The 21,905-nt window shown below is 69.5% G+C and carries 7 protein-coding genes and 2 pseudogenes; 6 read left to right on the top strand and 3 right to left on the bottom strand.

Annotated elements, in window-relative coordinates; translation table 11 throughout:
• Nucleotide 1 precedes the first annotated feature (1 nt).
• Together AAFF41_RS20985 and AAFF41_RS20980 are read left to right on the top strand one after the other, a co-directional pair.
• Nucleotides 2-790 (top strand): ABC transporter ATP-binding protein, encoded by a 789-nt coding sequence (locus tag AAFF41_RS20985; RefSeq protein ID WP_319748964.1) that lies wholly within the window; start codon nucleotides 2-4, stop codon nucleotides 788-790.
• Nucleotides 787-3,354, top strand: a complete 2,568-nt coding sequence (locus tag AAFF41_RS20980; protein WP_319748963.1) for an ABC transporter permease — start codon at nucleotides 787-789, stop codon at nucleotides 3,352-3,354. Before AAFF41_RS20985 ends, AAFF41_RS20980 begins: the two co-directional genes overlap by 4 nt.
• A gap of 105 nt (nucleotides 3,355-3,459) precedes the next feature.
• On the opposite strand, the gene AAFF41_RS20975 is transcribed toward AAFF41_RS20980, so the two are convergent.
• Entirely contained in the window at nucleotides 3,460-4,902 is a 1,443-nt protein-coding gene (locus AAFF41_RS20975) for a DUF2079 domain-containing protein (RefSeq protein WP_319748962.1), read from the bottom strand.
• A 370-nt stretch (nucleotides 4,903-5,272) separates the two neighbouring features.
• On the opposite strand from AAFF41_RS20975, the gene mfd reads away from it, so the two are divergent.
• Complete coding sequence (gene mfd, locus AAFF41_RS20970) at nucleotides 5,273-8,803, top strand: transcription-repair coupling factor (protein WP_319748961.1); 3,531 nt, start codon at nucleotides 5,273-5,275, stop codon at nucleotides 8,801-8,803.
• A 59-nt stretch (nucleotides 8,804-8,862) separates the two neighbouring features.
• Here the strand turns inward: mfd and AAFF41_RS20965 are convergent.
• A pseudogene (locus AAFF41_RS20965) lies at nucleotides 8,863-9,024 on the bottom strand (TetR family transcriptional regulator); the annotation flags it as partial.
• A 2-nt stretch (nucleotides 9,025-9,026) separates the two neighbouring features.
• On the opposite strand from AAFF41_RS20965, the pseudogene AAFF41_RS20960 reads away from it, so the two are divergent.
• A pseudogene (locus tag AAFF41_RS20960) lies at nucleotides 9,027-9,341 on the top strand (helix-turn-helix domain-containing protein); the annotation flags it as partial.
• A gap of 174 nt (nucleotides 9,342-9,515) precedes the next feature.
• Here AAFF41_RS20960 and AAFF41_RS20955 read toward each other — a convergent pair.
• The gene (locus tag AAFF41_RS20955; protein ID WP_319748960.1) at nucleotides 9,516-9,704 is read right to left on the bottom strand and encodes an antitoxin; all 189 of its coding nucleotides are present in this window, start codon (nucleotides 9,702-9,704) and stop codon (nucleotides 9,516-9,518) included.
• A gap of 163 nt (nucleotides 9,705-9,867) precedes the next feature.
• On the opposite strand from AAFF41_RS20955, the gene AAFF41_RS20950 reads away from it, so the two are divergent.
• Nucleotides 9,868-10,596: an HNH endonuclease family protein gene (locus tag AAFF41_RS20950; protein WP_319748959.1), complete on the top strand. Its 729-nt coding sequence runs from the start codon at nucleotides 9,868-9,870 to the stop codon at nucleotides 10,594-10,596.
• 307 nt (nucleotides 10,597-10,903) lie between these two features.
• Nucleotides 10,904-21,865, top strand: a complete 10,962-nt coding sequence (locus AAFF41_RS20945) for a LamG-like jellyroll fold domain-containing protein (RefSeq protein WP_343324413.1) — start codon at nucleotides 10,904-10,906, stop codon at nucleotides 21,863-21,865.
• The last annotated feature ends 40 nt before the right edge of the window (nucleotides 21,866-21,905 follow it).

Here is a 21,905-nt window from a genome sequence, read left to right as displayed (position 1 = left end):
CGTGACATCGGCTGTGACCATTCCCAGGCACGGGGGCACTGGAGGGCGTACGGCCGTTGCCGCGCGGGCGCGGCAGGTCGTCAAGGCGTACGGGTCCGGGGAGACCCGGGTCGTCGCCCTGGACCACGTCGACGTGGACATCGCGCGGGGGCAGTTCACCGCGATCATGGGCCCCTCGGGGTCCGGCAAGTCCACGCTGATGCACTGCCTCGCCGGACTCGACACCGTGACCAGTGGCCAGATCCACCTCGACGAGACCGAGATCACCGGGCTCAAGGACAAGAAACTCACACAGCTGCGCCGGGACCGCATCGGGTTCATCTTCCAGGCGTTCAACCTGCTGCCGACGCTGAACGCGATAGAGAACATCACGCTGCCGATGGACATCGCGGGCCGCAAGCCGGACAAGGGCTGGCTCGACCAGGTGGTGGAGACCGTCGGACTCGCCGGACGGCTCAAGCACCGGCCCAGCCAGCTCTCCGGCGGCCAGCAGCAGCGCGTCGCGGTGGCGCGGGCACTCGCCGCGCGGCCCGAGATCATCTTCGGGGACGAGCCGACCGGAAACCTCGACTCCCGGGCGGGCGCCGAGGTGCTGGGCTTCCTGCGCCGCTCGGTGGACGAGCTCGGCCAGACCATCGTGATCGTGACGCACGACCCGGTGGCGGCCTCGTACTCGGACCGCGTGCTGTACCTCGCCGACGGCCGGATCGTCGACGAGATGTACCAGCCGACGGCCGATCAGGTCCTCGACCGCATGAAGGACTTCGACGCGCGGGGGCGTACGTCATGACCGTCCTGAAGACCTCGATGCGCAACTTCTTCGCGCACAAGGGGCGGATGGCGCTGTCGGCGGTCGCGGTGCTGCTGTCCGTGGCCTTCGTCTGCGGCACGCTGGTGTTCACCGACACCATGAACACGACGTTCGACAAGCTGTTCGCCGCCACCTCCTCCGACGTGACCGTCTCGCCGAAGGCGGCCAAGAGCGACAACACCCCGCAGAACGGCAGGCCCGACTCGCTGCCCGCCTCGGTCCTGGAGCGGGCCAAGAAGGCGCAGGGCGTCAAGTACGCCGAGGGCGCGGTCAGTTCGATGAACGTGACCGTCGTCAACAGCGCCAACAAGAACATGGGGTCGAGCACCGGGGCCCCGACGATCGCCGGCAACTGGACGCGCAACGACCTGCGTTCCATGGAGATCACCTCCGGCCACGCCCCGCGCGGGCCGACCGAGACGATGGTCGACGCCGACACCGCCGACAAGCACCACCTCAAGCTCGGCGACGAACTGCGCACCATCGCCGTCACCGGTGACTTCAAGGCCCGGATCGTCGGCATCGCCACCTTCAAGGTGACCAACCCCGGCGCAGCCGTCGTCTACTTCGACACCGCCACCGCCCAGCGCGAACTGCTCGGCACCACCGGCCGGTTCACCCACATCAACCTCTCCACCGCCACCGGTGTCACCAACGACGCGCTCAAGCAGAGCGTCATCTCCTCGATCGGCGCCGGCGCGTACAAGGTGCAGACGCAGAAGGAGTACTCCGACGAGAACCGCTCCGGCGTCGGCTCCTTCATGGACGTCATCAAGTACGCCATGCTCGGCTTCGCCGGGATCGCCTTCCTGGTCGGCATCTTCCTGATCATCAACACCTTCTCCATGCTGGTCGCCCAGCGCACCCGCGAGATCGGTCTGATGCGGGCCATCGGCTCGTCCCGCAAGCAGGTCAACCGGTCCGTCCTGGTCGAGGCGACCCTGCTCGGCGTCTTCGGCTCGATCCTCGGCGTCGGCGCGGGCGTCGGCCTCGCGGTCGGCCTGATGAAGCTCATGTCGGCGGCGGGCATGGACCTGTCCACCCGCGATCTGACGGTCAAGGCGACGACCCCGGTCATCGGACTCGTGCTCGGTGTCGTGGTCACCGTCCTCGCCGCCTATCTGCCCGCCCGCCGGGCAGGCAAGGTCTCCCCGATGGCCGCGCTGCGCGACGCCGGTACACCGGCGGACGGCAAGGCCGGTCTCGTCCGCGGCATCATCGGCCTGGTCCTCACCGGCGCCGGAACCTTCGCGCTCTTCACGGCGGCGGGCGCCGACAAGGCGAGCGACGGCTCGCTGGTACTGGGCGCGGGAATCGTCCTGACCCTGATCGGGTTCGTCATCATCGGCCCGCTGCTCGCGGGCGGCGTCGTCCGGGTGATCAGCGCGGTGCTGCTGCGCTTCTTCGGCCCCGTCGGACGGATGGCGGAGCGCAACGCGCTGCGCAACCCGCGCCGCACCGGAGCCACCGGCGCGGCCCTGATGATCGGCCTCGCCCTGGTCGCCTGCCTGTCGGTCGTCGGCTCGTCCATGGTCGCCTCCGCGACCGACGAACTCGACAAGACGGTCGGCACCGACTTCATCATCCAGGGCAACCAGCGGATCGTCCCGCAGGCGGCGAAGGCCATCGAGACGACACCCGGCCTGGAACACGTCACGCACTACCGTGACATCGAGGCCAAGATCGTCGCCCCCGACGGTTCCTCGGACGGCGACGGCGTCACGGCCGCCGACCCCACCTACGCACAGGACCTGCACCGCAAGACGACGGCCGGTGAACTGACCGCCGCCTACGGCAAGGACTCCATGTCCGTCGGCTCGAAGTTCGCCACCAAGCACCACGTCAAGCTCGGCGACACCCTGACCGTCGCCTTCAAGGGCGGCAGCACGGCGAAGCTCAAGGTCGCCGCGATCACCGACGACAACGTGGCCATCGACCAGGGCGCGCGGTACCTCAGCACCGAGACCATGCGCAAGTACCTCCCGGCCGACCGGATCCCGCCGGACCAGATCATGTTCGCCAGCGCCAAGAACGGCCAGGAGAAGCAGGCGTACGCGGCCCTGAAGAAGTCCATGGAGCAGTACCCGCAGTACCAGGTCCGCGACCAGAGCGACTACAAGCAGGAGCTCAAGGACCAGATCGGCCAGCTCCTGAACATGGTCTACGGCCTGCTCGCCCTCGCGATCGTCGTCGCCGTCCTCGGCGTGATCAACACCCTCGCCCTGTCGGTGGTGGAGCGGACGCGCGAGATCGGCCTGATGCGCGCCATCGGGATGTCCCGCCGCCAGCTGCGCCGCATGATCCGCCTGGAGTCGGTCGTCATCGCCCTCTTCGGCGCGCTGCTCGGCCTCGGCCTGGGCATGGGCTGGGGTGCCACCGCCCAGAAGCTCCTCGCCCTGGAAGGCCTGAAGGTCCTGGAGATCCCCTGGCCGACCATCATCGGGGTCTTCATCGGCTCGGCGTTCGTGGGCCTGTTCGCCGCCCTGATCCCGGCGTTCCGGGCGGGCCGGATGAACGTACTGAACGCCATCGCCACCGACTAGCCGGCAGCAGCCGCCGCGAAGCCACCGTATACGGGGGTTACGGGGACGGGCCCGGCCCGGGAGGACATCACCTCCCGGGCCGGGCCCGCGGTCGTACGCGGTGCCTCAGGTCCGCCGCTCCAGGAGTACGTAGCCGTAGGCGGCGCCCACGACGTCGTACGCGGCGTGGGGGTGCAGACGGCCGGCGTACGCCTGGACGTCCTGGATCGCGTGGTCGGAGTCGTCGAGGGCGATGAAGTCCGGGGTGACGCCACCGGTGTCGCCCGTCCAGAAGACCCGGCAGCGCGCGACGAGCCGACTGCTCGGGCCGACGTTCGCCTCGACGCTCGCCCCGTCCGGGACACGCGCCAGCAGCCGTTCCACCGCACTCACGCGCGCGGGCTTGCGATACGCGGCGGACTCGCTCAGCACGGACAGCGGGAGCGAGGTCGTCAACGCGAACGCGGCCGCGACGACGGCCGTGGGCAGGTGCAGCGCGTACGAGCGCAGCCAGGGGCGCGGGCTCCAGCGGACCCGGGAGAGCGCGTCGGCGAGCGCGAGGGAGAGGACCGGCATCAGGACGGCGCTGTAGTGCCAGTCCGTTCCCCAGTAGTGCCGGTCGGAGGAGAGGAAACGCCAGCCCAGGGTCGGCAGGGCGACCAGGAGGAGCGGGGAGCGCGGGGCCAGCAGACCGGTGGTGGGGATCAGCAGCCAGGCGAGGGTGCGGAGTTTGGTGCCCAGGCCGTCGAGGGGATCACCGCCGGCCTTGTTCCAGTAGGCGTAGGTGTCCGCGGTGTTGAAGGCAGGGATCACCACCGCAAAGGTGAGCACCGCGACCAGCACACCGAGGACGGCGACCCCGAGCGCGCACAGGGCCGTACGCGGGGCGGGCTTCCGGGCCCGCACGGCCACGACCAGGGCGATCGCGGCCAGGGTGAGCCCGAGGTCCTCCTTGACGAGGACCAACGGCAACGCCCACAGCAGGGCCGCGCGCCACCGTCGCCCCAGGACCCCCTCCAGGGCGAAGGCGATCAGCGGGACGGCGAAACAGATCTCGTGGAAGTCGAAGTCGACGGCGCGCTGGATCCCCCACGACAGCCCGTACGCGAGACCCAGCGCGAGTCCCCGGGAGCGGCCGAGGAGCCGTGCGGCGGCACGGGTGACCGGGACCGCGGACAGGCCCAGCAGCGCGGCCTGGGCGACGAGGAGGGTGACCGGGGTGGGGAAGAGACGGTAGGCCGGCGCGAGGAGGGCGGTGACCGGGCTGAAGTGGTCGCCGAGAAGGTTGCTGCCCGGACCCCTGAGATCGGCGACGGGGGCCCGCAGGTGGGCGTAGGCGCGGACGGCCTGCTCGAAGATGCCGAGGTCCCAGGAACGGGTCGCCAGATGCCGCCAACGGCAGACCGACAGGGTCGCGTACGCGGTGAAGAACAGGACCGCCAGGAGCTGGGGGTCGCGGGAGCGCCGGTCACGGGCGGGGACTGCCGTGACCGGCGGGGGTATGGGGGCGCCGTCGGTTCTCGGGGCGCTGTCGGTGGCGGTGTCGGCGGGGGTCGGGTTCGAGCTCATGCGGCTCCCGGTACGTGATCACGTGTCACGGGGTATACGCCGGGGACGTGGGGTGTGGTTGACGTTCGGGGGTGGGGTGTGGCGCGGGTCACTCCCCGTGGGGTGGGGCGGGGGCTGGGTTGTCGGCTGCGGGGCGGTGGGGGCTGGTCGCGCCCCGCGGCGGAGCCGCATATGGACACAGCCTCGCGCCCCTGAGGGCGGGGTTGCGCCCCGATTCCCCCGACGGGCTGTCGAATCGGGACCGGGGCCGGGGCCCGTCCACCTCTTGCGTCTCACAGGGAGCGCGGCGCCGTCGTAGGCTGGACAACCCCGGCCCGTCGAGACGTGTCGGGCGGTTCGCGTTGCCCTCTCTCCGGGATGGAAGCCCTTCATGAGCCTGCACGGTCTGCTCGACGCCGTCGTCAAGGACGCCGCCCTCGCGGAAGCGGTGAAGGCCGCCACCGACGGCAACCGGATGCACATCGACCTGGTCGGCCCGCCCGCCGCCCGCCCCTTCGCGGTGGCGGCCCTGGCCCGCGACGCCGGCCGCCCCGTACTGGCCGTGACGGCGACGGGACGCGAGGCCGAGGACCTGGCCGCGGCGCTCAGGTCCCTCCTCCCGGCCGACACGGTCGCGGAGTACCCCTCGTGGGAGACGCTCCCGCACGAGCGGCTCTCCCCCCGCTCGGACACCGTCGGCCGCCGTCTCGCCGTGCTGCGCCGCCTGGCGCACCCGCGCCCCGACGACCCCGAGACCGGCCCGGTGTCGGTCGTCGTCGCCCCCGTACGCTCGGTGCTGCAACCGCAGGTCAAGGGCCTGGGGGACCTGGAGCCGGTCGCGCTGCGGACGGGCCAGAGCGCGGACCTGGGCCGGATCGTCGAGGCGCTCGCGGCAGCCGCGTACTCCCGGGTCGAGCTCGTCGAGAAGCGCGGCGAGTTCGCCGTGCGCGGCGGCATCCTGGACGTCTTCCCGCCCACCGAGGAGCACCCCCTCCGGGTGGAGTTCTGGGGCGACGACGTCGAGGAGATCCGCTACTTCAAGGTCGCCGACCAGCGCTCCCTCGAGGTCGCCGACCACGGACTGTGGGCGCCGCCCTGCCGCGAGCTGCTCCTGACGGACGAGGTGCGCCGGCGGGCGGCCCGGCTCGCCGAGGAACACCCCGAGCTGGGCGAACTGCTCGGCAAGATCGCCGAGGGCATCGCCGTGGAAGGCATGGAGTCACTGGCTCCGGTCCTCGTCGACGACATGGAACTGCTGCTCGACGTCCTGCCCAAGGGCTCGATGGCCGTCGTCTGCGACCCGGAGCGGGTGCGGACGCGGGCCGCGGACCTGGTGGCGACCTCGCAGGAGTTCCTGCAGGCGTCCTGGGCGGCGACGGCCGGGGGCGGCGAGGCCCCCATCGACGTCGGCGCGGCCTCCCTGTGGGCCATCGCGGACGTCCGCGACCGGGCCCGCGAGCTGGACATGATGTGGTGGTCGGTGTCGCCGTTCGCGGCCGACGACGAGCTGGACGCGGACACCCTCAAGCTCGGCATGCACGCCCCCGAGACCTACCGCGGCGACACGGCCAGGGCGCTCGCCGACACCAAGGGCTGGCTCGCGGACGGCTGGCGCACGGTGTACGTCACCGAGGCGCACGGCCCCGCCGCCCGCACCGTCGAGGTCCTCGGCGGCGAGGGCATCGCGGCCCGCCTCGACGCGGAGCTGACCGAGCTGACGCCCGCCGTGGTGCAGGTCGCCTGCGGTTCGATCGACTACGGCTTCGTGGACCCGGCGCTCAAGCTCGCCGTCCTCACGGAGACCGACCTCTCCGGCCAGAAGGCGGCCGGCAAGGACGGCGCGCGCATGCCGGCCCGCCGCCGCAAGACGATCGATCCCCTCACGCTCGAAGCGGGCGACTACATCGTGCACGAGCAGCACGGTGTCGGCCGCTACATCGAGATGGTGCAGCGGACCGTCCAGGGCGCGACGCGTGAATACCTGGTGGTGGAGTACGCCCCGGCCAAGCGTGGCCAGCCCGGCGACCGCCTCTACATCCCCACCGACCAGCTGGAACAGATCACCAAGTACGTCGGCGGCGAGGCCCCCACCCTGCACCGCCTGGGCGGTGCCGATTGGACGAAGACCAAGGCGCGCGCCAAGAAGGCGGTCAAGGAGATCGCGGCGGACCTGATCAAGCTGTACAGCGCGCGCATGGCGGCCCCCGGCCATGCCTTCGGATCCGACACCCCCTGGCAGCGCGAACTCGAGGACGCCTTCCCGTACGCGGAGACCCCCGACCAGCTCACGACCATCGCCGAGGTCAAGGAGGACATGGAGAAGACGGTCCCGATGGACCGCCTGATCTGCGGCGACGTCGGCTACGGCAAGACGGAGATCGCGGTCCGCGCGGCCTTCAAGGCGGTGCAGGACGGCAAGCAGGTCGCGGTTCTGGTGCCGACGACGCTGCTGGTGCAGCAGCACTTCGGGACCTTCTCCGAGCGCTACTCGCAGTTCCCGGTGAACGTCCGCGCCCTGTCCCGCTTCCAGACCGACACGGAGGCGAAGGCCGTCCTGGAGGGTCTGCGGGACGGCTCGGTGGACGTCGTCATCGGCACCCACCGGCTGTTCTCCGCCGAGACCAAGTTCAAGGACCTGGGCCTGGTCGTCGTCGACGAGGAGCAGCGCTTCGGCGTCGAGCACAAGGAGCAGCTGAAGAAGCTGCGCGCCAACGTGGACGTCCTGACGATGTCCGCCACCCCCATTCCCCGGACGCTCGAAATGGCGGTGACGGGCATCCGGGAGATGTCCACGATCACCACCCCGCCCGAGGAGCGGCACCCGGTGCTGACCTTCGTCGGCCCGTACGAGGAGAAGCAGATCGGCGCGGCCGTCCGCCGCGAACTGCTGCGCGAGGGCCAGGTCTTCTACATCCACAACCGGGTCGAGTCGATCGACCGGGCGGCGGCGCGGCTGCGTGAGATCGTCCCCGAGGCGCGTATCGCGACGGCGCACGGCCAGATGGGCGAGCAGGCTCTGGAGCAGGTGGTCGTCGACTTCTGGGAGAAGCGGTTCGACGTGCTCGTGTCGACCACGATCGTCGAATCCGGCATCGACATCTCCAACGCCAACACGCTGATCGTGGAGCGCGGCGACAACTTCGGCCTCTCGCAGCTGCATCAGCTGCGCGGCCGGGTGGGCCGAGGCCGTGAGCGCGGCTACGCCTACTTCCTCTACCCGCCGGAGAAGCCCCTGACGGAGACCGCGCACGAGCGGCTCGCGACCATCGCCCAGCACACGGAGATGGGCGCGGGCATGTACGTGGCGATGAAGGACCTGGAGATCCGCGGCGCGGGCAATCTGCTCGGCGGCGAGCAGTCGGGTCACATCGCGGGCGTCGGCTTCGACCTGTACGTCCGTATGGTCGGCGAGGCGGTCGCGGACTACCGGGCCTCCCTGGAAGGCGGAGTCGAGGAGGAGCCGCCCCTGGAGGTCAAGATCGAGCTGCCGGTCGACGCGCACGTCCCGCACGATTACGCGCCGGGTGAGCGGCTGCGTCTGCAGGCCTACCGCGCCATCGCCTCCGCCAACACGGAGGAGGACGTCAAGGCCGTACGCGAGGAACTCACCGACCGCTACGGCAAGCTGCCCGAGCCGGTGGAGAACCTGCTGCTCGTCGCGGGCCTGCGGATGCTCGCGCGGGCGTGCGGCGTCGGCGAGGTCGTGCTTCAGGGCAACAACATCCGCTTCGCGCCGGCGGAGTTGCGCGAGTCCCAGGAACTCCGCCTCAAGCGGCTCTACCCGGGCACGGTCATCAAGCCGGCCGCCCACCAGCTCCTGGTGCCCCGCCCGAAGACGGCGAAGGTGGGCGGCAAGCCGTTGGTCGGGCGGGAGTTGCTGGGGTGGACCGGGGAGTTCCTGGCGACGATTCTCGGGTCGTAGAGGTCGTGGGGGCCATAGAGGTCGTACGGAGTCGTCGCGGCTGGTGGTGGAGGCCGAGCTCACGTCGACGGTGGCTGGAACAGCATTCCCGTCAGGGTGCGGAAGACCTCCTCGGGGTCCTGGCCCCGACCGCGCCGTCCAGGTCAGTGGCCGAGGAGCAGCGTGGCGAAGCCGTGGGCCAGGGACCAGGCGGCGACTCCGGCGAGGCGGGGGTCGGTGCCGGGCCTTCGCGGCGATCGGTGCGGCCTCCGTCGAGCGCTTCGAGAGCCGCGGCTGGAGCCCGCAGGAGTGGAGCGCCGTTCGTGAACGCCTCGCCCCGCGCGGCCTGGTGACCGAATCCGGCACCGCCACACCCGCGGGCCGCGAGCTCCGCGCCGAGGTCGAACGCCACACGGACGAACTGGCCGCCGCCCCCTGGCTGGCCCTCACCCCGGCCGACCGGGGCCGACTGACCGAGCTGCTCGGCGAGTTCCGGGTCGCGGTGCTGGGTTCGGCGCTGCCGCCTTCGGAGTCCACGTTGGGGATCGGGAAGGTGTGAGGGGAGGACGTGGGGGTGTGGGGGTGTGGGGGTGCGGTCGTGAGAGCGGGCGACGCCGGGCGACGCAAGTGAAGCCGCCCGCGGGAGTGGGACTTCGCGGACGGCCTCGGTGTCACGGTCCATCAAAGGGTGTGTCGTGCCTCGCGCGCCTCCGCGGCCACGGCTGATCGGGGTCTACGGCTGATCGGGCCGGTCGGTCGGTTCGCGGTCCATGCCCGTCGCGCCCTCGATCTTCTGCTGGGCGTCGTCGACCCGGTCCGGGTACTTGTTGCCCGTCTTCTCGTTGATCTCCCGTTCCCCGGCGTCGGACATGTCCTTGCCTTTGGGCTTCGCCTGATCCTTGAATCTGTCGAAGATGCCCATGCAGGAACTCCTTCCGGAGGTGGGTCACCACCGACGATACGCCCGGCGTGCACCTATTGCCCGTTGGAGGAGGGTATGGGCTGGGCATGCCCGCCGCTACCGTGGGCACCAGGGAAACGCGCCCTGTGCAGGGCGGACCCGGGGAACAAAGGGGAGGGGCGTCGTGGTGCGTCTGAGGGGTGGGGCGGCGGCTGCCGCACTGGTGCTGTTCGTCGTCGGCGCGGGGGTCAGCGGCTGCAAGAAGGACACCACGGGCTCCGCCGGCCCGCAGGGCACGGCGGCCGGCGGCGGCGCCGCGCTCACCGCCGTGGACTCGCTGACCGTCAAGGGGCGCGCGCCCAAGACGGGCTACAGCAGGGCGAGGTTCGGCACGGCCTGGGCCGACACGGACTCCAACAAGTGCGACACCCGCGACGACATCCTCAAGCGGGACCTGAAGAACGTGAAGTTCACCGGCGGCACCTGCAAGGTGGTCTCCGGGGCGCTCGATCCTGACCCGTACTCCGGCAAGGAAGTGACGTACAAGCGCGGCCGCAGCCTGGTGGACATAGACCACCTCGTCGCACTCTCCGACGCCTGGCAGAAGGGCGCCAAGTACTGGGACGCCGGCAAGCGGATAGCGCTGGCCAACGACCCGCTCAACCTGCTGTCCGTCGACGCGAGCACCAACCGCAGCAAGGGCGACGGCGACACCGCGACCTGGCTCCCGCCCAACAAGGGGTATCGCTGCACATATGTGGCCGCGCAGGTGGCCGTGAAGAAGAAGTACGGGCTGTGGGTCACCGGCGGGGAGAAGGCCGCGATGAAGAAGGTGCTCTCCGAGTGCCCCGGCCAGAAGCTCCCCTCGGGGGGCAATCCGACCCAGGCGCCGAAGCGGTTCACCGCGAACTGACGTCATTTCATGCGCCGCGGCGCAAGGGCGAGATGACGAGAATCTGTCAAGAAGGTGAGGAGCCCGCAAAAGAGTTCACAAGAAGCAAAGGGGCGAGTCGAAACAAGTCGACTTGGTTCAGCAAGACCAGGTCAAGGTAAGGCCAAAAACGCTCCTCGTGCCTGTCCACGGCATGTTCACAACAGTCAAGATCAGCGGGTTTTCTGTGCTTCCCCTGCGCGTTCCCCCTGCCTGATCTCTCTTGACTGTTGGAGTCGAAGCCGTGCGCATTCGGCCTGCCCGCCTTTCCCGCCGTCCCGTCAGCCGCATGCACCGCATCCGGCGGCAGGTGGCCATGGTCGCCCTGACGGCGCTCGCGCTGATGCTGACGACCCAGCAGGCAGTGGCCGACGGCGCCGAGTTGGGCCGTGTGTCCCTCTCGATGCCGAGTCTGTCCTCCGTGGTGGCCTGGTTCCAGGACCCGCACTGGGGCCGGGTCCCGCACCAGAAGTCGGGCACCGCGGCCGGACACGCCCACCATGTCTCCGCGCAGACGACCGACGCCAAGCGCGGTGTGGGCAGGGCGCCGGGCAAGGGGAAGGGCGAGCTCGCCGCCTACCAGCCGCACAAGCCCGCCGTTCAGCAGGGCAAGAGCCGCGGCGGCACCTACAACCCCAGGACCAGCAAGCGCAACGCGGCCAAGTCCTCGCGCACCGACACGGTCTACGACAACGCCGACGGCAGCACCACCCGCCGAATATCCCCGACGCCCGTCAACTACCAGGTGGGGAAGGGGAGATGGGCGCCGATCGATGTGGACGTGAGAGCCGGTCCCGACGGCCGCTGGCACGAGAAGGCCAACTCCGTCGGTGTCGACTTCGGCGCCAAGGCCAGTGATTCCGGCCTCGTCTCCTTCGCCGCCGACAGCGCGCACTCCCTTTCCTATGGACTCAAGGGCGCCGCCTCCGTCAAGGGCACGGCGGACGGCTCGCGCGTCACGTACGAGAACGTCCTGACGGACACCGACCTCCAGGTCGCCCCCACCGCGACCGGGGTCAAGGACGCGGTCGTCCTGCGTTCCGCGGACGCGGCGAACAGCTGGACCTTCCCCCTGGACCTCAAGGGCCTCACGCCCGTCCGGACCAGGAGCGGGTCGATCGACCTGCGTGACTCCACCGGCAGGACCGTCGAGCGCATCCCCGCGTCGTACGCCTACGACTCGAAGGTGAACCCGCGCTCCGGGGACCCGGCCACCACCCACGACGTCAGCACCGAGCTCGTCCACGACAAGGACGGCTACGCGCTGAAGGTGACCCTCGACGACAGCTGGCTGCACGACCCGCGCCGCGTCTTCCCGGTCACCGTCGACCCGCAGGTCACGGACGGCTGGACCACCACCTACGCCGAGTCCGCTGCCGCGGGCGACCACTCCTACGAGCAGACCGTCAAGGTCGGCTCCTACGACTCCGGCACCCACTCCGCGGTCAGCTACGTCAACCACTGGGACACCGCCTGGGACGGCAGCGGTGTCACCGTCTCCTCCGCGACCCTGCACCTCTTCGACACCTGGGCCGCCACCTGCACCGCCGAGCGTTTCGACGTCGCGCTGGTGACGAAGGCCTGGACCCCGGAGGGCGTCACCAGTTACCCGGGGCCGACGTACGGCTCCTCGATCGGCAACGCGACGCCGAGCGTGCCCAACGCCTGCGCCAACACCGGCGCCGACCGCACCGTCGGCGACAACGTGACCGTCTCCCTGTCCACGTCCGCCATCCAGGGCTGGATGAACGGCACCACCGCCGACTACGGCCTCGCGCTCTACGCGTCGACGACCGACAACCTGCACTGGAAGCAGTTCGGCTCCTTCAACGACCCCGGGCTCGGCCCGTACATCGTGGTCACCTACACGGGCAACACGGCGCCGCAGCTGTACGAGCAGTTCCCCGCCGACAACGCGGTCGTGGGCACCACCACACCCGAGCTGACCGCCTGGGCCGGCGGCGCGAACTCCAGCGGCAGCGCCGGCCAGTACGTCTTCAAGGTCTACGACGCGACCAACACCCAGGTCGCCACGTCCGGTCTGATCTCCACCGGCGACTGGACGGTCCCGGCGGGCAAGCTGGCCTGGGGCAAGCAGTACACGTGGACCGCTCAGGCGTACGACTCCACCACCGCTCTGTACTCGACGGCGGAGCCGTACGCGCTCTCGGTCCAGGTGCCGCAACCCGTGATCACCTCGGGTCTGTCGCAGAACAGCAGTGACCACGGCTTCGACGCGTCGATCGGCAACTACACCACCTCCGACACCGACGCCTCGATCTCCACCGTCGGCCCCTCGCTGGACGTGGAGCGCGACTACAACTCCCGCGACCCGCGCTGGACCGGCGCGTTCGGGTCCGGCTGGTCGAGCATCTTCGACGCGCGGGCGACCGAGCAGTACACGGCGTCGGGCGCGGTCTCCAGTGTCGACGTCACCTACCCGGACGGTTCGCAGGTCGGGTACGGCAAGAACAGCGACGGCACGTTCGCGCCGGGCAACGGGCGGTTCGCCACCTTCACCACGGTCACGGGCGGCGGCTACAAGCTGACCGACAAGGACGACACGGTCTACACGTTCACCCAGTCCCTGGGGTCGGGCGCGTACGGTCTGCTCTCCGTGACGGACGCCAACGGGCGGTCCATCACCTTCACCTGGACCAGCGGCCACATCACGAAGATGACGTCCGGGGTCTCCAGCCGTTCCCTCAACCTGACCTGGTTCACGCCGTCCGGCGCGTCGGCCGCGCACGTCCAGACCGTCGTCACCGATCCGGTCACCGCGGGCGACTCCTCCACCGCGCAGACCTGGACGTACGGCTACACCGGCGACCAGCTCACCAAGGTGTGCTCGCCGCTGTCGTCGACGAAGTGCACGACGTACGGCTACACGAGCGGCTCGCAGTACCAGAACGCCTCGCTCGACCTCGACCCGCACGCCATGTGGCCGCTGTCGGAGGCCTCGGGCGCGACGACCGCCAAGGACGCCGTCCTCGCCAATGAGGGCACCGACAACGCGACCTACGAGAACGTGACGACGGGCCAGAGCGGTGGCCCGCTCACCGGCTCCTCCTCCACCGTCGCCACCTTCAACGGCACCTCCTCCGACGTCTCGCTGCCGAAGAACACCGGCAACGACACCGACTCCGGCGCGCTCTCGCTCTGGTTCAAGACCTCCGCGGGCCCCGGCGTCCTGTACTCGTACGCCTCCCAGCCCATCGGTTCCGGACAGGCCGCGGGCTTCTACACCCCCTCGATCTACGTCGGCACCGACGGCAAGCTGAACGCCGAGTTCTGGTACAGCGGCGGCATCAACCCGATCGTCACGACCGCGTCGGTCGCCGACGGCAAGTGGCACCACGTGGTGCTGTCGGCCGCGGGCAACTCGCAGACCCTGTACGTCGACAACGCGAAGATCGGCTCGCGCACCGGCACCGTCTCCATCCAGAGCGCGGTCGCCTTCGGCAAGAACCAGTCCTTCAACTATCTCGGCACCGGCTTCCTCGGCGGCAACTGGCCCGACGAGCCGCACCAGAGTTCCAGCGAGAAGTCCGGCTACGCCACCTACTTCAACGGCTCGGTCGCGGACGCCGCCTGGTACGGCCGCCCGCTGGTCGCCGCCGACGTCAACGCCCTCTACCAGTACGGCACCCACGCGGCGAGCCTGCTGACCTCCATCACCCGGCCGTCCGGCAAGACGTACGCGGCGATGCAGTACGACCCGGGCACCACCACCCTCACCCAGCTCACCGACGAGAACGGCGGCGTCTGGAAGCTCGGGGCGCCCACGGTCACCGGCTCCAGCCAGACCTACCGGGGCGCGGTCCTCGGCGCGGCGCCCGCCGGCTACTTCCGTCTCGGTGAGGCGGCCGGCGCGACCACCGCGGTCGACGAGGTGCGCGGCGGCAACGGCACGTACAGCGCGGTGACGCTCGGCGCGACGGGCCCGTTCAGCGACCAGAAGGCCGCGACGTTCGACGGCAGCACCTCGTCCATGGCGCTGCCCGGGGGCATCCTGCCCGGTACGGGCGCCGAGTCGGTCAGCATGTGGTTCAAGACCTCCACGGCGAACGGCGTGCTGCTCGGCGCGTCCAAGGACCCGCTGAGCTCAGGCACCACCACCGGCAACTACACGCCGGTCCTCTACGTCGGCAGCAGCGGAAAGCTGTACGGCGAGTTCTACTTCTCCGGCGGATCCACCAAACCCATCGGCTCCGCCGCCGCGGTGACCGACGGCAAGTGGCACCACGTCGTGCTGTCGACGGCATCCGACAGCCAGGCGCTGTACCTCGACGACGCGCTGGTGGCCTCGCAGACCGGCACGGCCGCGATGAGCGTCCAGACCAACCAGTACGTCGGCGCGGGTTTCATCGGCGGCAACTGGCCCGACGAGTCGCACGCCAGCACCACCAGCAACATCGGTTACGCCACCTACTTCAAGGGCTCCCTCGCCGAGGTCGCCGTCCACCGCTCCCAGCTGGCCGCGGCGGACGTGGCCCAGCAGTGGGAGGCCGCGAAGAACTCCACCGGCCTCCTCCCGGTGGAGACGGTCAAGGTGACCTCGCCGGCGAACGCCACGCTCACCTACACCTACGACGTCGACAACGGCAACCGGGCGCTGACCGAGACCGACGGGCTCGGCAACAAGACGAGCTTCGGCTACGACTCCGCCGGTTTCGAGCACACGGTCACCGACCCCAACGGCTCGATGAACATCACCGGTCACGACGTGCGCGGCAACATCGTCTCCTCGACCGCCTGCCAGGACGAGTCCGCGAACAAGTGCTCGACCGAGTACTACACGTACTACCCGGACGACACCACGGCCCAGCTGACGACGACCGACCCGCGCAACGACCAGCTGCTGACCGAGCGCGACGGCCGTTCGGCGTCGGCGACCGACAACACCTACCTCACCTCGTACGCGTACGACGCGCAGGGCAACCAGACCGGTATCACCGGCCCGGCCGTCCCCGGATTCCCCAAGGGCCGCACCACCACGACCGTCTACAGCGACGGCACCAGCACCTACCCGTCCGCCGACGGCGGAGTGGTGCCCAAGGGCCTGCCGGTGAAGACGATCAGCCCCGGCGGCGCGGTCAACCAGGTGGCGTACTTCAAGAACGGCGACGTCGCCTCCACCACCGACGCCATCGGTCTGGCGACGACGTACACCTACGACGGCCTCGGCCAGGTCCTCAGCCAGAAGGTCGTCTCGGACACCTACCCGAACGGTCTGACCACCTCGTACACGTACGACCTGAACGGCCAGGTCGTCGAGGAGCACGACCCGCAGCTCACCGACCGCGTCACCGGCGCCACCCACGCCGCCGTCTCCTCGACCGTCTACGACGAGGACGGCAACGTCACCTCGCAGACCGTCGCGGACGCGAGCGGCGGCGACACGGCGCGCACCGAGACGCAGACCTACGACGGCTACGACCACCTGCTGACCGAGTCGGACGCCAACGCGGTCGCGGGTGCGAGCAACGGCAACACGACCACGTACACCTACGACAACCAGGGCAACAAGACCAAGGAAGTCACCTCGGCGGGCAACGAGACCCGCTACACCTACGACGACAACGGCAACCTGCTCACGCAGGCCCTGATGTACACCGGTGACCCGGTCAACCCGGGGACCGCGACCGTGCTCACGGAGTCCTCGCGCGCCTACGACCCGGCGGGCCGCCTCCAGTCGGTGACCGACGCGATGGGCAACACCACCTCGTACACCTACCTGGACGACGGTCTGACCGCCTCGGTGAAGCGGACCAGCTCCGACGGCACGAAGAGCTACGTCCTGGAGTCGGACACCTACGACGCCGCCGGGAACCTGCTCACCTCGACCTCCGACAACGGCGAGACCGTCACCAACTACAAGGTCGACGCGGCCTCCCGCACCACCTCCACCACGGTCGACCCGACCGGCGTGGACCGCGTCTCCACGGTCTCGTACACCCCGGACGACCAGGTCGCGAGCCAGAACGACCACGACGCCACGGGCTACGACCGCACCACCACCAGCACGTACGACGCCATGGGCAACGTGCTCAGCGAGACGCTGTACGGGGACGCCTCCGGGCACCCGGCCGGCTGGTGGAAGCTCAACCAGGACTCCGGCACCAACATCACCGACTCCTCCGGCACCGGCAACACCGCCACCGCCGGATCGGGCGTGACCTGGTCGGACAGCGCGGCGAAGTTCGCGGGCACCACCACCGGCACCGGCAACGTCATCGACACCACCGGCCCGGTCCTGGACACCACCGCCTCCTACACGGTCTCCGCCTGGGTCAACCTCAGCGACACCTCCACCTACCGCACCTTCGTCGCGCAGGGCGGCACCAACCGGGCCTCCTTCTACCTGCAGTACTCGAAGGCGGACAACGCGTACCGCTTCCACGCGGCCAACGCCGACGTGGCCTCTCCGACCGCGTTCTACGACGCCACCGCCACCGCGGCACCCACGCTGAACACCTGGACACACCTGGTCGGCGTCTTCGACTCGACGACCGGCTCCATGAAGCTGTACGTCAACGGCGCCCAGGCGGGCTCGGGCACCGACACCGCGCCCTGGACCGGCACCGGACCGCTCTCCATCGGCGGCACCGAGAAGGCGGACGGCACGACGAGCGACGTCGTCGCCGGTTCGGTCGGCGACGTGCAGGTCTACCAGCGGGCCCTGTCCGCGACCGACGTCACCTCCCTCTACGGCAAGGGCCGCACGGGCGGCACGGTCGGCTCCTCCACCGAGCAGACCACCAAGTACACCTACGACAAGCGGGGCCTGCCGACGTCCACGACGGACGCCGAGCAGAACACCACGACGTACGCCTACGACGAGGCCGGCAACCTCGCGGTCTCCACCGCGCCCGCCGTCCAGTCCGAGCCGGACGGCACCACGGCGGCGACCGTCCACCCCGTCACCACCAGCGGCTTCAACACCTTCGGCGAGGGCGTCGAGGAGGAGGACCCGAACGGCCTGGTGACGACCACGGCGTACGACGCCAACGGCAACAAGGTCTCCGAGGCGCTCCCCTCGTACACCCCCGCGGGCGCCTCGACGCCCAACGCGGGCACCACGGTCTGGAAGTACGACAGCGAGGGCAACCAGACCGACGAGATCAGCCCGAGCGGCACGACCACCTCGTACCTGTACGACCAGATGGGCAACCTCGCCCAGATCACGGCGCCCGACGGCACCAAGACGCACGCGCTGTACGACACCAACGGCGAACAGCTGTCGGCGACGGACGCAGCGGGCGCGCAGACCCAGGCGACGTACGACTTCATGGGCCGCCGGCTGACCTCGACGACGATGGAGCGCTATCCGTCGACGAGGACGCTGACGACGACGAACTCGTACGCGGTCACGACCGGCAACCCGTACGGCGCCCACACCGCGTCGACGACCTCGCCGGGCGGTGTCACGAACACCTACGCCTACAACCGGGCCGGTGACATCACCTCGGTGACGGACGGCGCGGGCAACACGACCCGCTACGGCTACGACTTCGAGGGCAACACGACGAAGACGACGCTGGCGGACGGCACCTGGACCGAGACGGACTACAACGCCTCGGACGACCCGACGGCGACACGTGAGTACGACGCGAACGGCGCCGTGCTGTCGTCGACTTCGCAGCAGTACGACGGCGTGGGCGACCTGACCGCGTCGACCGACGCCAACCAGCACACCACCCGCTGGACGTACGACGCGTCGGGCGCGATCACGCAGCAGGTCGAGTCGGTGGACGCCTCGACGTCGATCACCACGACCTTCGGCTACGACGCGGCGGGCAACCGCACGCGCTTCACCGACGGCCGCGGCAACTCCTGGCGCTACACGTACACGCCGTGGGGTCAGCAGGAGAAGGTGATCGAGCCGACGACCGCCACGTACACCTCGGCCGCCGACTCGACGACGACCTTCGCCTACGACGCGGACGGTCAGCCGACGACGGCCACTCTTCCGGGCGGCGTCACGACGTCGATGACGTACGACGTCAACGGCCGGCTGAAGACGATGTCCGGCGCGGGAGCCGACGCGGCGACGGCGAAGCGCAGCTTCAACTACGACGCGGACGGCCGGGTCCTGTCGGCGGACACGGACGAGGCGGGCATCGCGGGCGCGGCGGACCACCAGGCCGCCACGCACGACGCGTTCACGTACGACGACAGGGGTGACGTCCTCACGGCCTCGGGCTCGGCAGGCTCCTCCAGCTTCACGTACAACAACGACGCGTCGATGCTGACGCGGACGGACGCGGCGGGCACCACGTCCTACGGCTACGACACGGCCGGCCGTCTGTCGTCCCTGAACGACGCGGCGACGGGCACCCAACTCACCTACACATATGGTCAGTTGAACGAAGTCAAGTCGGTCAAGTACGGCTCGACGGGCCAGACCCGCACGTTCGGCTACAACAGCTCCCACGAGCTGACGAGCGACGTACTGGTCCAGGGCGCGTCCACGCTGGCGAGCCTCTCGTACGGCTACGACAACAACGGCAACCTGACGTCGAAGGCGACGACGGGAGTCTCGGGCGCCTCGTCGAACACGTACACGTACGACTGGTCGGACCGCCTGACGTCGTGGAACAACGGTTCGACGACCAAGAGTTACGCGTACGACGCCTCGGGCAACCGCGTCCGCAACGGCTCGGACGTCTACACCTACGACGCCCGTGACGAGCTGACCTCGGACGGCACGCACACCTACGACTACTCCGCGCGCGGCACGATGACGCAGGAGTCGCAGACGTCGGGTTCGGTGGCGTACAAGACGGACGCGTTCGGCGGCCAGATCGCGGCCGGCACGCAGTCCTACACGCTGGACGCCCTGGGCCGGAACATCACCGACACGGACACGACGGCGCAGTCCACGCGCACGTTCGCCTACTCGGGCGCGGACAACACGATCGCGTCGGACGGCGACAACACGTACACGTACGACCCGGCGGGCGGCGTGATCGGCGTCACGCCTTCGGGCGGCAGCGGGGTGCTGGCCCTGACGGACCTGCACAGCGACGTGGTGGGCACGTTCACGTCGGGCGCCACCTCGCTGACGGGTTCGGCGTCGTACGACCCGTTGGGCAAGGTGGTCTCGCCGACGAACACGGTGACGGGCCATCTGGGCTTCCAGTCCGGCTGGACGGAACCAGGAACCGGCGATGTCGGCACGGCCTCGCGCTGGTACAGCCCGGACACAGGTCAGTTCCTGAACAAGGACAGCATCTCGCTGAACGCGGTGCCGAACTCGGTGGCGGCGAACCCGTTCGCCTACGTCGACGACAACCCGATGGCGGGCACGGACGAGTCGGGCAACTGCTCCTGGTACGACGTGGTGTGCGGTGCGAAGAAGGTCGCGCACAAGGTCAAGCACGCGGTCTCGCACGTGGCGCACAAGGTCTACCACGCGGCCAAGCACCTGGCCCGCAAGGTCGTCCACGCGGTGAAGCACGCTGCGCACAAGATCGTCCACCATGTGCGGGACGTGTACCACGCGACGGTGCGGGTGGTGCGGCGCGTGTACCACTACGCGGCGCGACATGTCAGACGCGTCTATCACGCGGCCGTCCATGCGGTGCATACGGCGTATCACAAGGCCTCACGTGTGGTGCATCGCGTGGTCCACGCGGTGAACAACGCGGCGCACAAGATCGCGAGCCATGTGAAGAGGGCCGCGAAGGCGGTCGCCCATGTCGCCCGGACCGCGTACCACGCGACGGTCAAGGCGGCGAAGGCGACGGCGACGTACGTCAAGCACCACGCGGCGGCGATCACCTCCTTCGTGGTGTCCACGGCGGTGTTCGCGGGCTGCGAGGCGTTCACGGCCGGCCTGGGCACGATCGGCTGTGCCGCTGCCGCGGGCGCGGCGGGCTCCCTGGTCGAACAGGGCTTCAAGTGCGCCGAGAACGGTGGCGGCGACTGCAGCGCGGGAGCGTTCGGCGAGTCCGCACTCGAGGGCGCGGTCTCCGGAGCGCTCGGCGGCGCGCTCGGCAGCCTCGGCGGCAAGATCCTGGCGAAGGTGGCGCCCAAGGCCATGAAGGTCGTGGGCGGGCTCTTCGGCAAGGGGGCGACCGAGGCCGGGGATTCGGCGGCGGCCGATGCCACGGACGAGGCGGCTTCGGCGGCGGAGTCGGAGGGGGCGGGGACCAACAGTCAGTCGGAGTCGGGCGGGAGTTGCAAGATCCCGGGGGCGAAGGCGCCGACGCACAGTTTCACGGGTTCGACCAGGGTGCTGATGGCCGATGGCCAGGCGAAGGCGATCGACCAGGTGCGGGTGGGCGACACGATCGCCAATTCGGTGCCGGGGGTTGCGGGTACTGAGGCGCACAAGGTCACCGCGGTGATCGTCACGCACACGGACCACGACTTCGTCGACCTCACCGTCAAGAAGGCTGCCAAGTCGGCGACGAAGCAGACAGCGAAGGGCGGGGCGAAGTCCCTGGGCCGGAAGGTGGCGCACAAGGCCGCGTTCGGGCTGGCGGCTTCGGCGGCGGTGCTCGGTGCGCTGGCGGCGAGTCACGGACACGGACACGGCCAGGAGCCGGCGGCGGCTCCGGTGGCGGCGGTCAGCACGGTTTCCACTCAGGACACCAAGGCCGTTGTCGGTACGGAGACTGCGCAGAACGCGCGTCTGACGACCACGTTCCACCACCCGTTCTACGACGAGACCCAGTCGGCGTTCGTCGACGCCAAGGATCTCCACACGGGGGATGTCCTCCAGACCCCGACCGGCACCACCAAGGTCACCGGTGTCCGTCTGTACCACGCGAACACCACCACGTACGACCTCACCATTGGCACCCTCCACACGTATTATGTGGAGGCTGGTGACACGCCGGTCCTCGTACACAACTGTCAAGTTGAATATGGCAGTACGGATCTCAGTGCTGCGACTGCCCAGGAGAGGCTGAGATTGGGAAAAACCGCGAATAACTTCGCGGCAGCACGATATAAGGACGCCGAAGGGGTTGAACGGATCGCAGTTCGATATTCCTCTGCAGGGCGCGGAAACCATGCTGAAGCGAAGTTGCTGCGGGACCTCGGAAAAGAAAATATTTCGGAGATCTATTCGGAGCTTCAACCTTGTCGTGGTCGAGAAAATTGCGCTGCAGCTGTCGGGTCTATTCCGACTTCATGGTCTTGGAATTGGACGACATCCGCTGAAGGTGCGGCGTCTCGCAAGTCCCAACTGGCGGCGGTGCGTGGGATGTTTGCTGATGCACTAGCGGGGAAATGGTAATTTTCCTAAGGGAGAGGGTGGCCGCTGACGATTTGCAGCG

Source organism: Streptomyces mirabilis (genome assembly GCF_039503195.1).
Lineage (GTDB): Bacteria > Actinomycetota > Actinomycetes > Streptomycetales > Streptomycetaceae > Streptomyces > Streptomyces mirabilis_D.
This window is presented reverse-complemented; position numbering and strand designations above follow the sequence as displayed.

Excerpts from the sequence above, each read along its gene's own strand:
- AAFF41_RS20980 (WP_319748963.1), top strand. The coding sequence starts at position 787 with ATGACCGTCCTGAAGACCTCGATGCGCAACTTCTTCGCGCACAAGGGG.
- AAFF41_RS20975 (WP_319748962.1), bottom strand. The coding sequence starts at position 4,902 with ATGAGCTCGAACCCGACCCCCGCCGACACCGCCACCGACAGCGCCCCG.
- mfd (WP_319748961.1), top strand. The coding sequence starts at position 5,273 with ATGAGCCTGCACGGTCTGCTCGACGCCGTCGTCAAGGACGCCGCCCTC.
- AAFF41_RS20955 (WP_319748960.1), bottom strand. The coding sequence starts at position 9,704 with ATGGGCATCTTCGACAGATTCAAGGATCAGGCGAAGCCCAAAGGCAAG.
- AAFF41_RS20945 (WP_343324413.1), top strand. The coding sequence starts at position 10,904 with ATGCACCGCATCCGGCGGCAGGTGGCCATGGTCGCCCTGACGGCGCTC.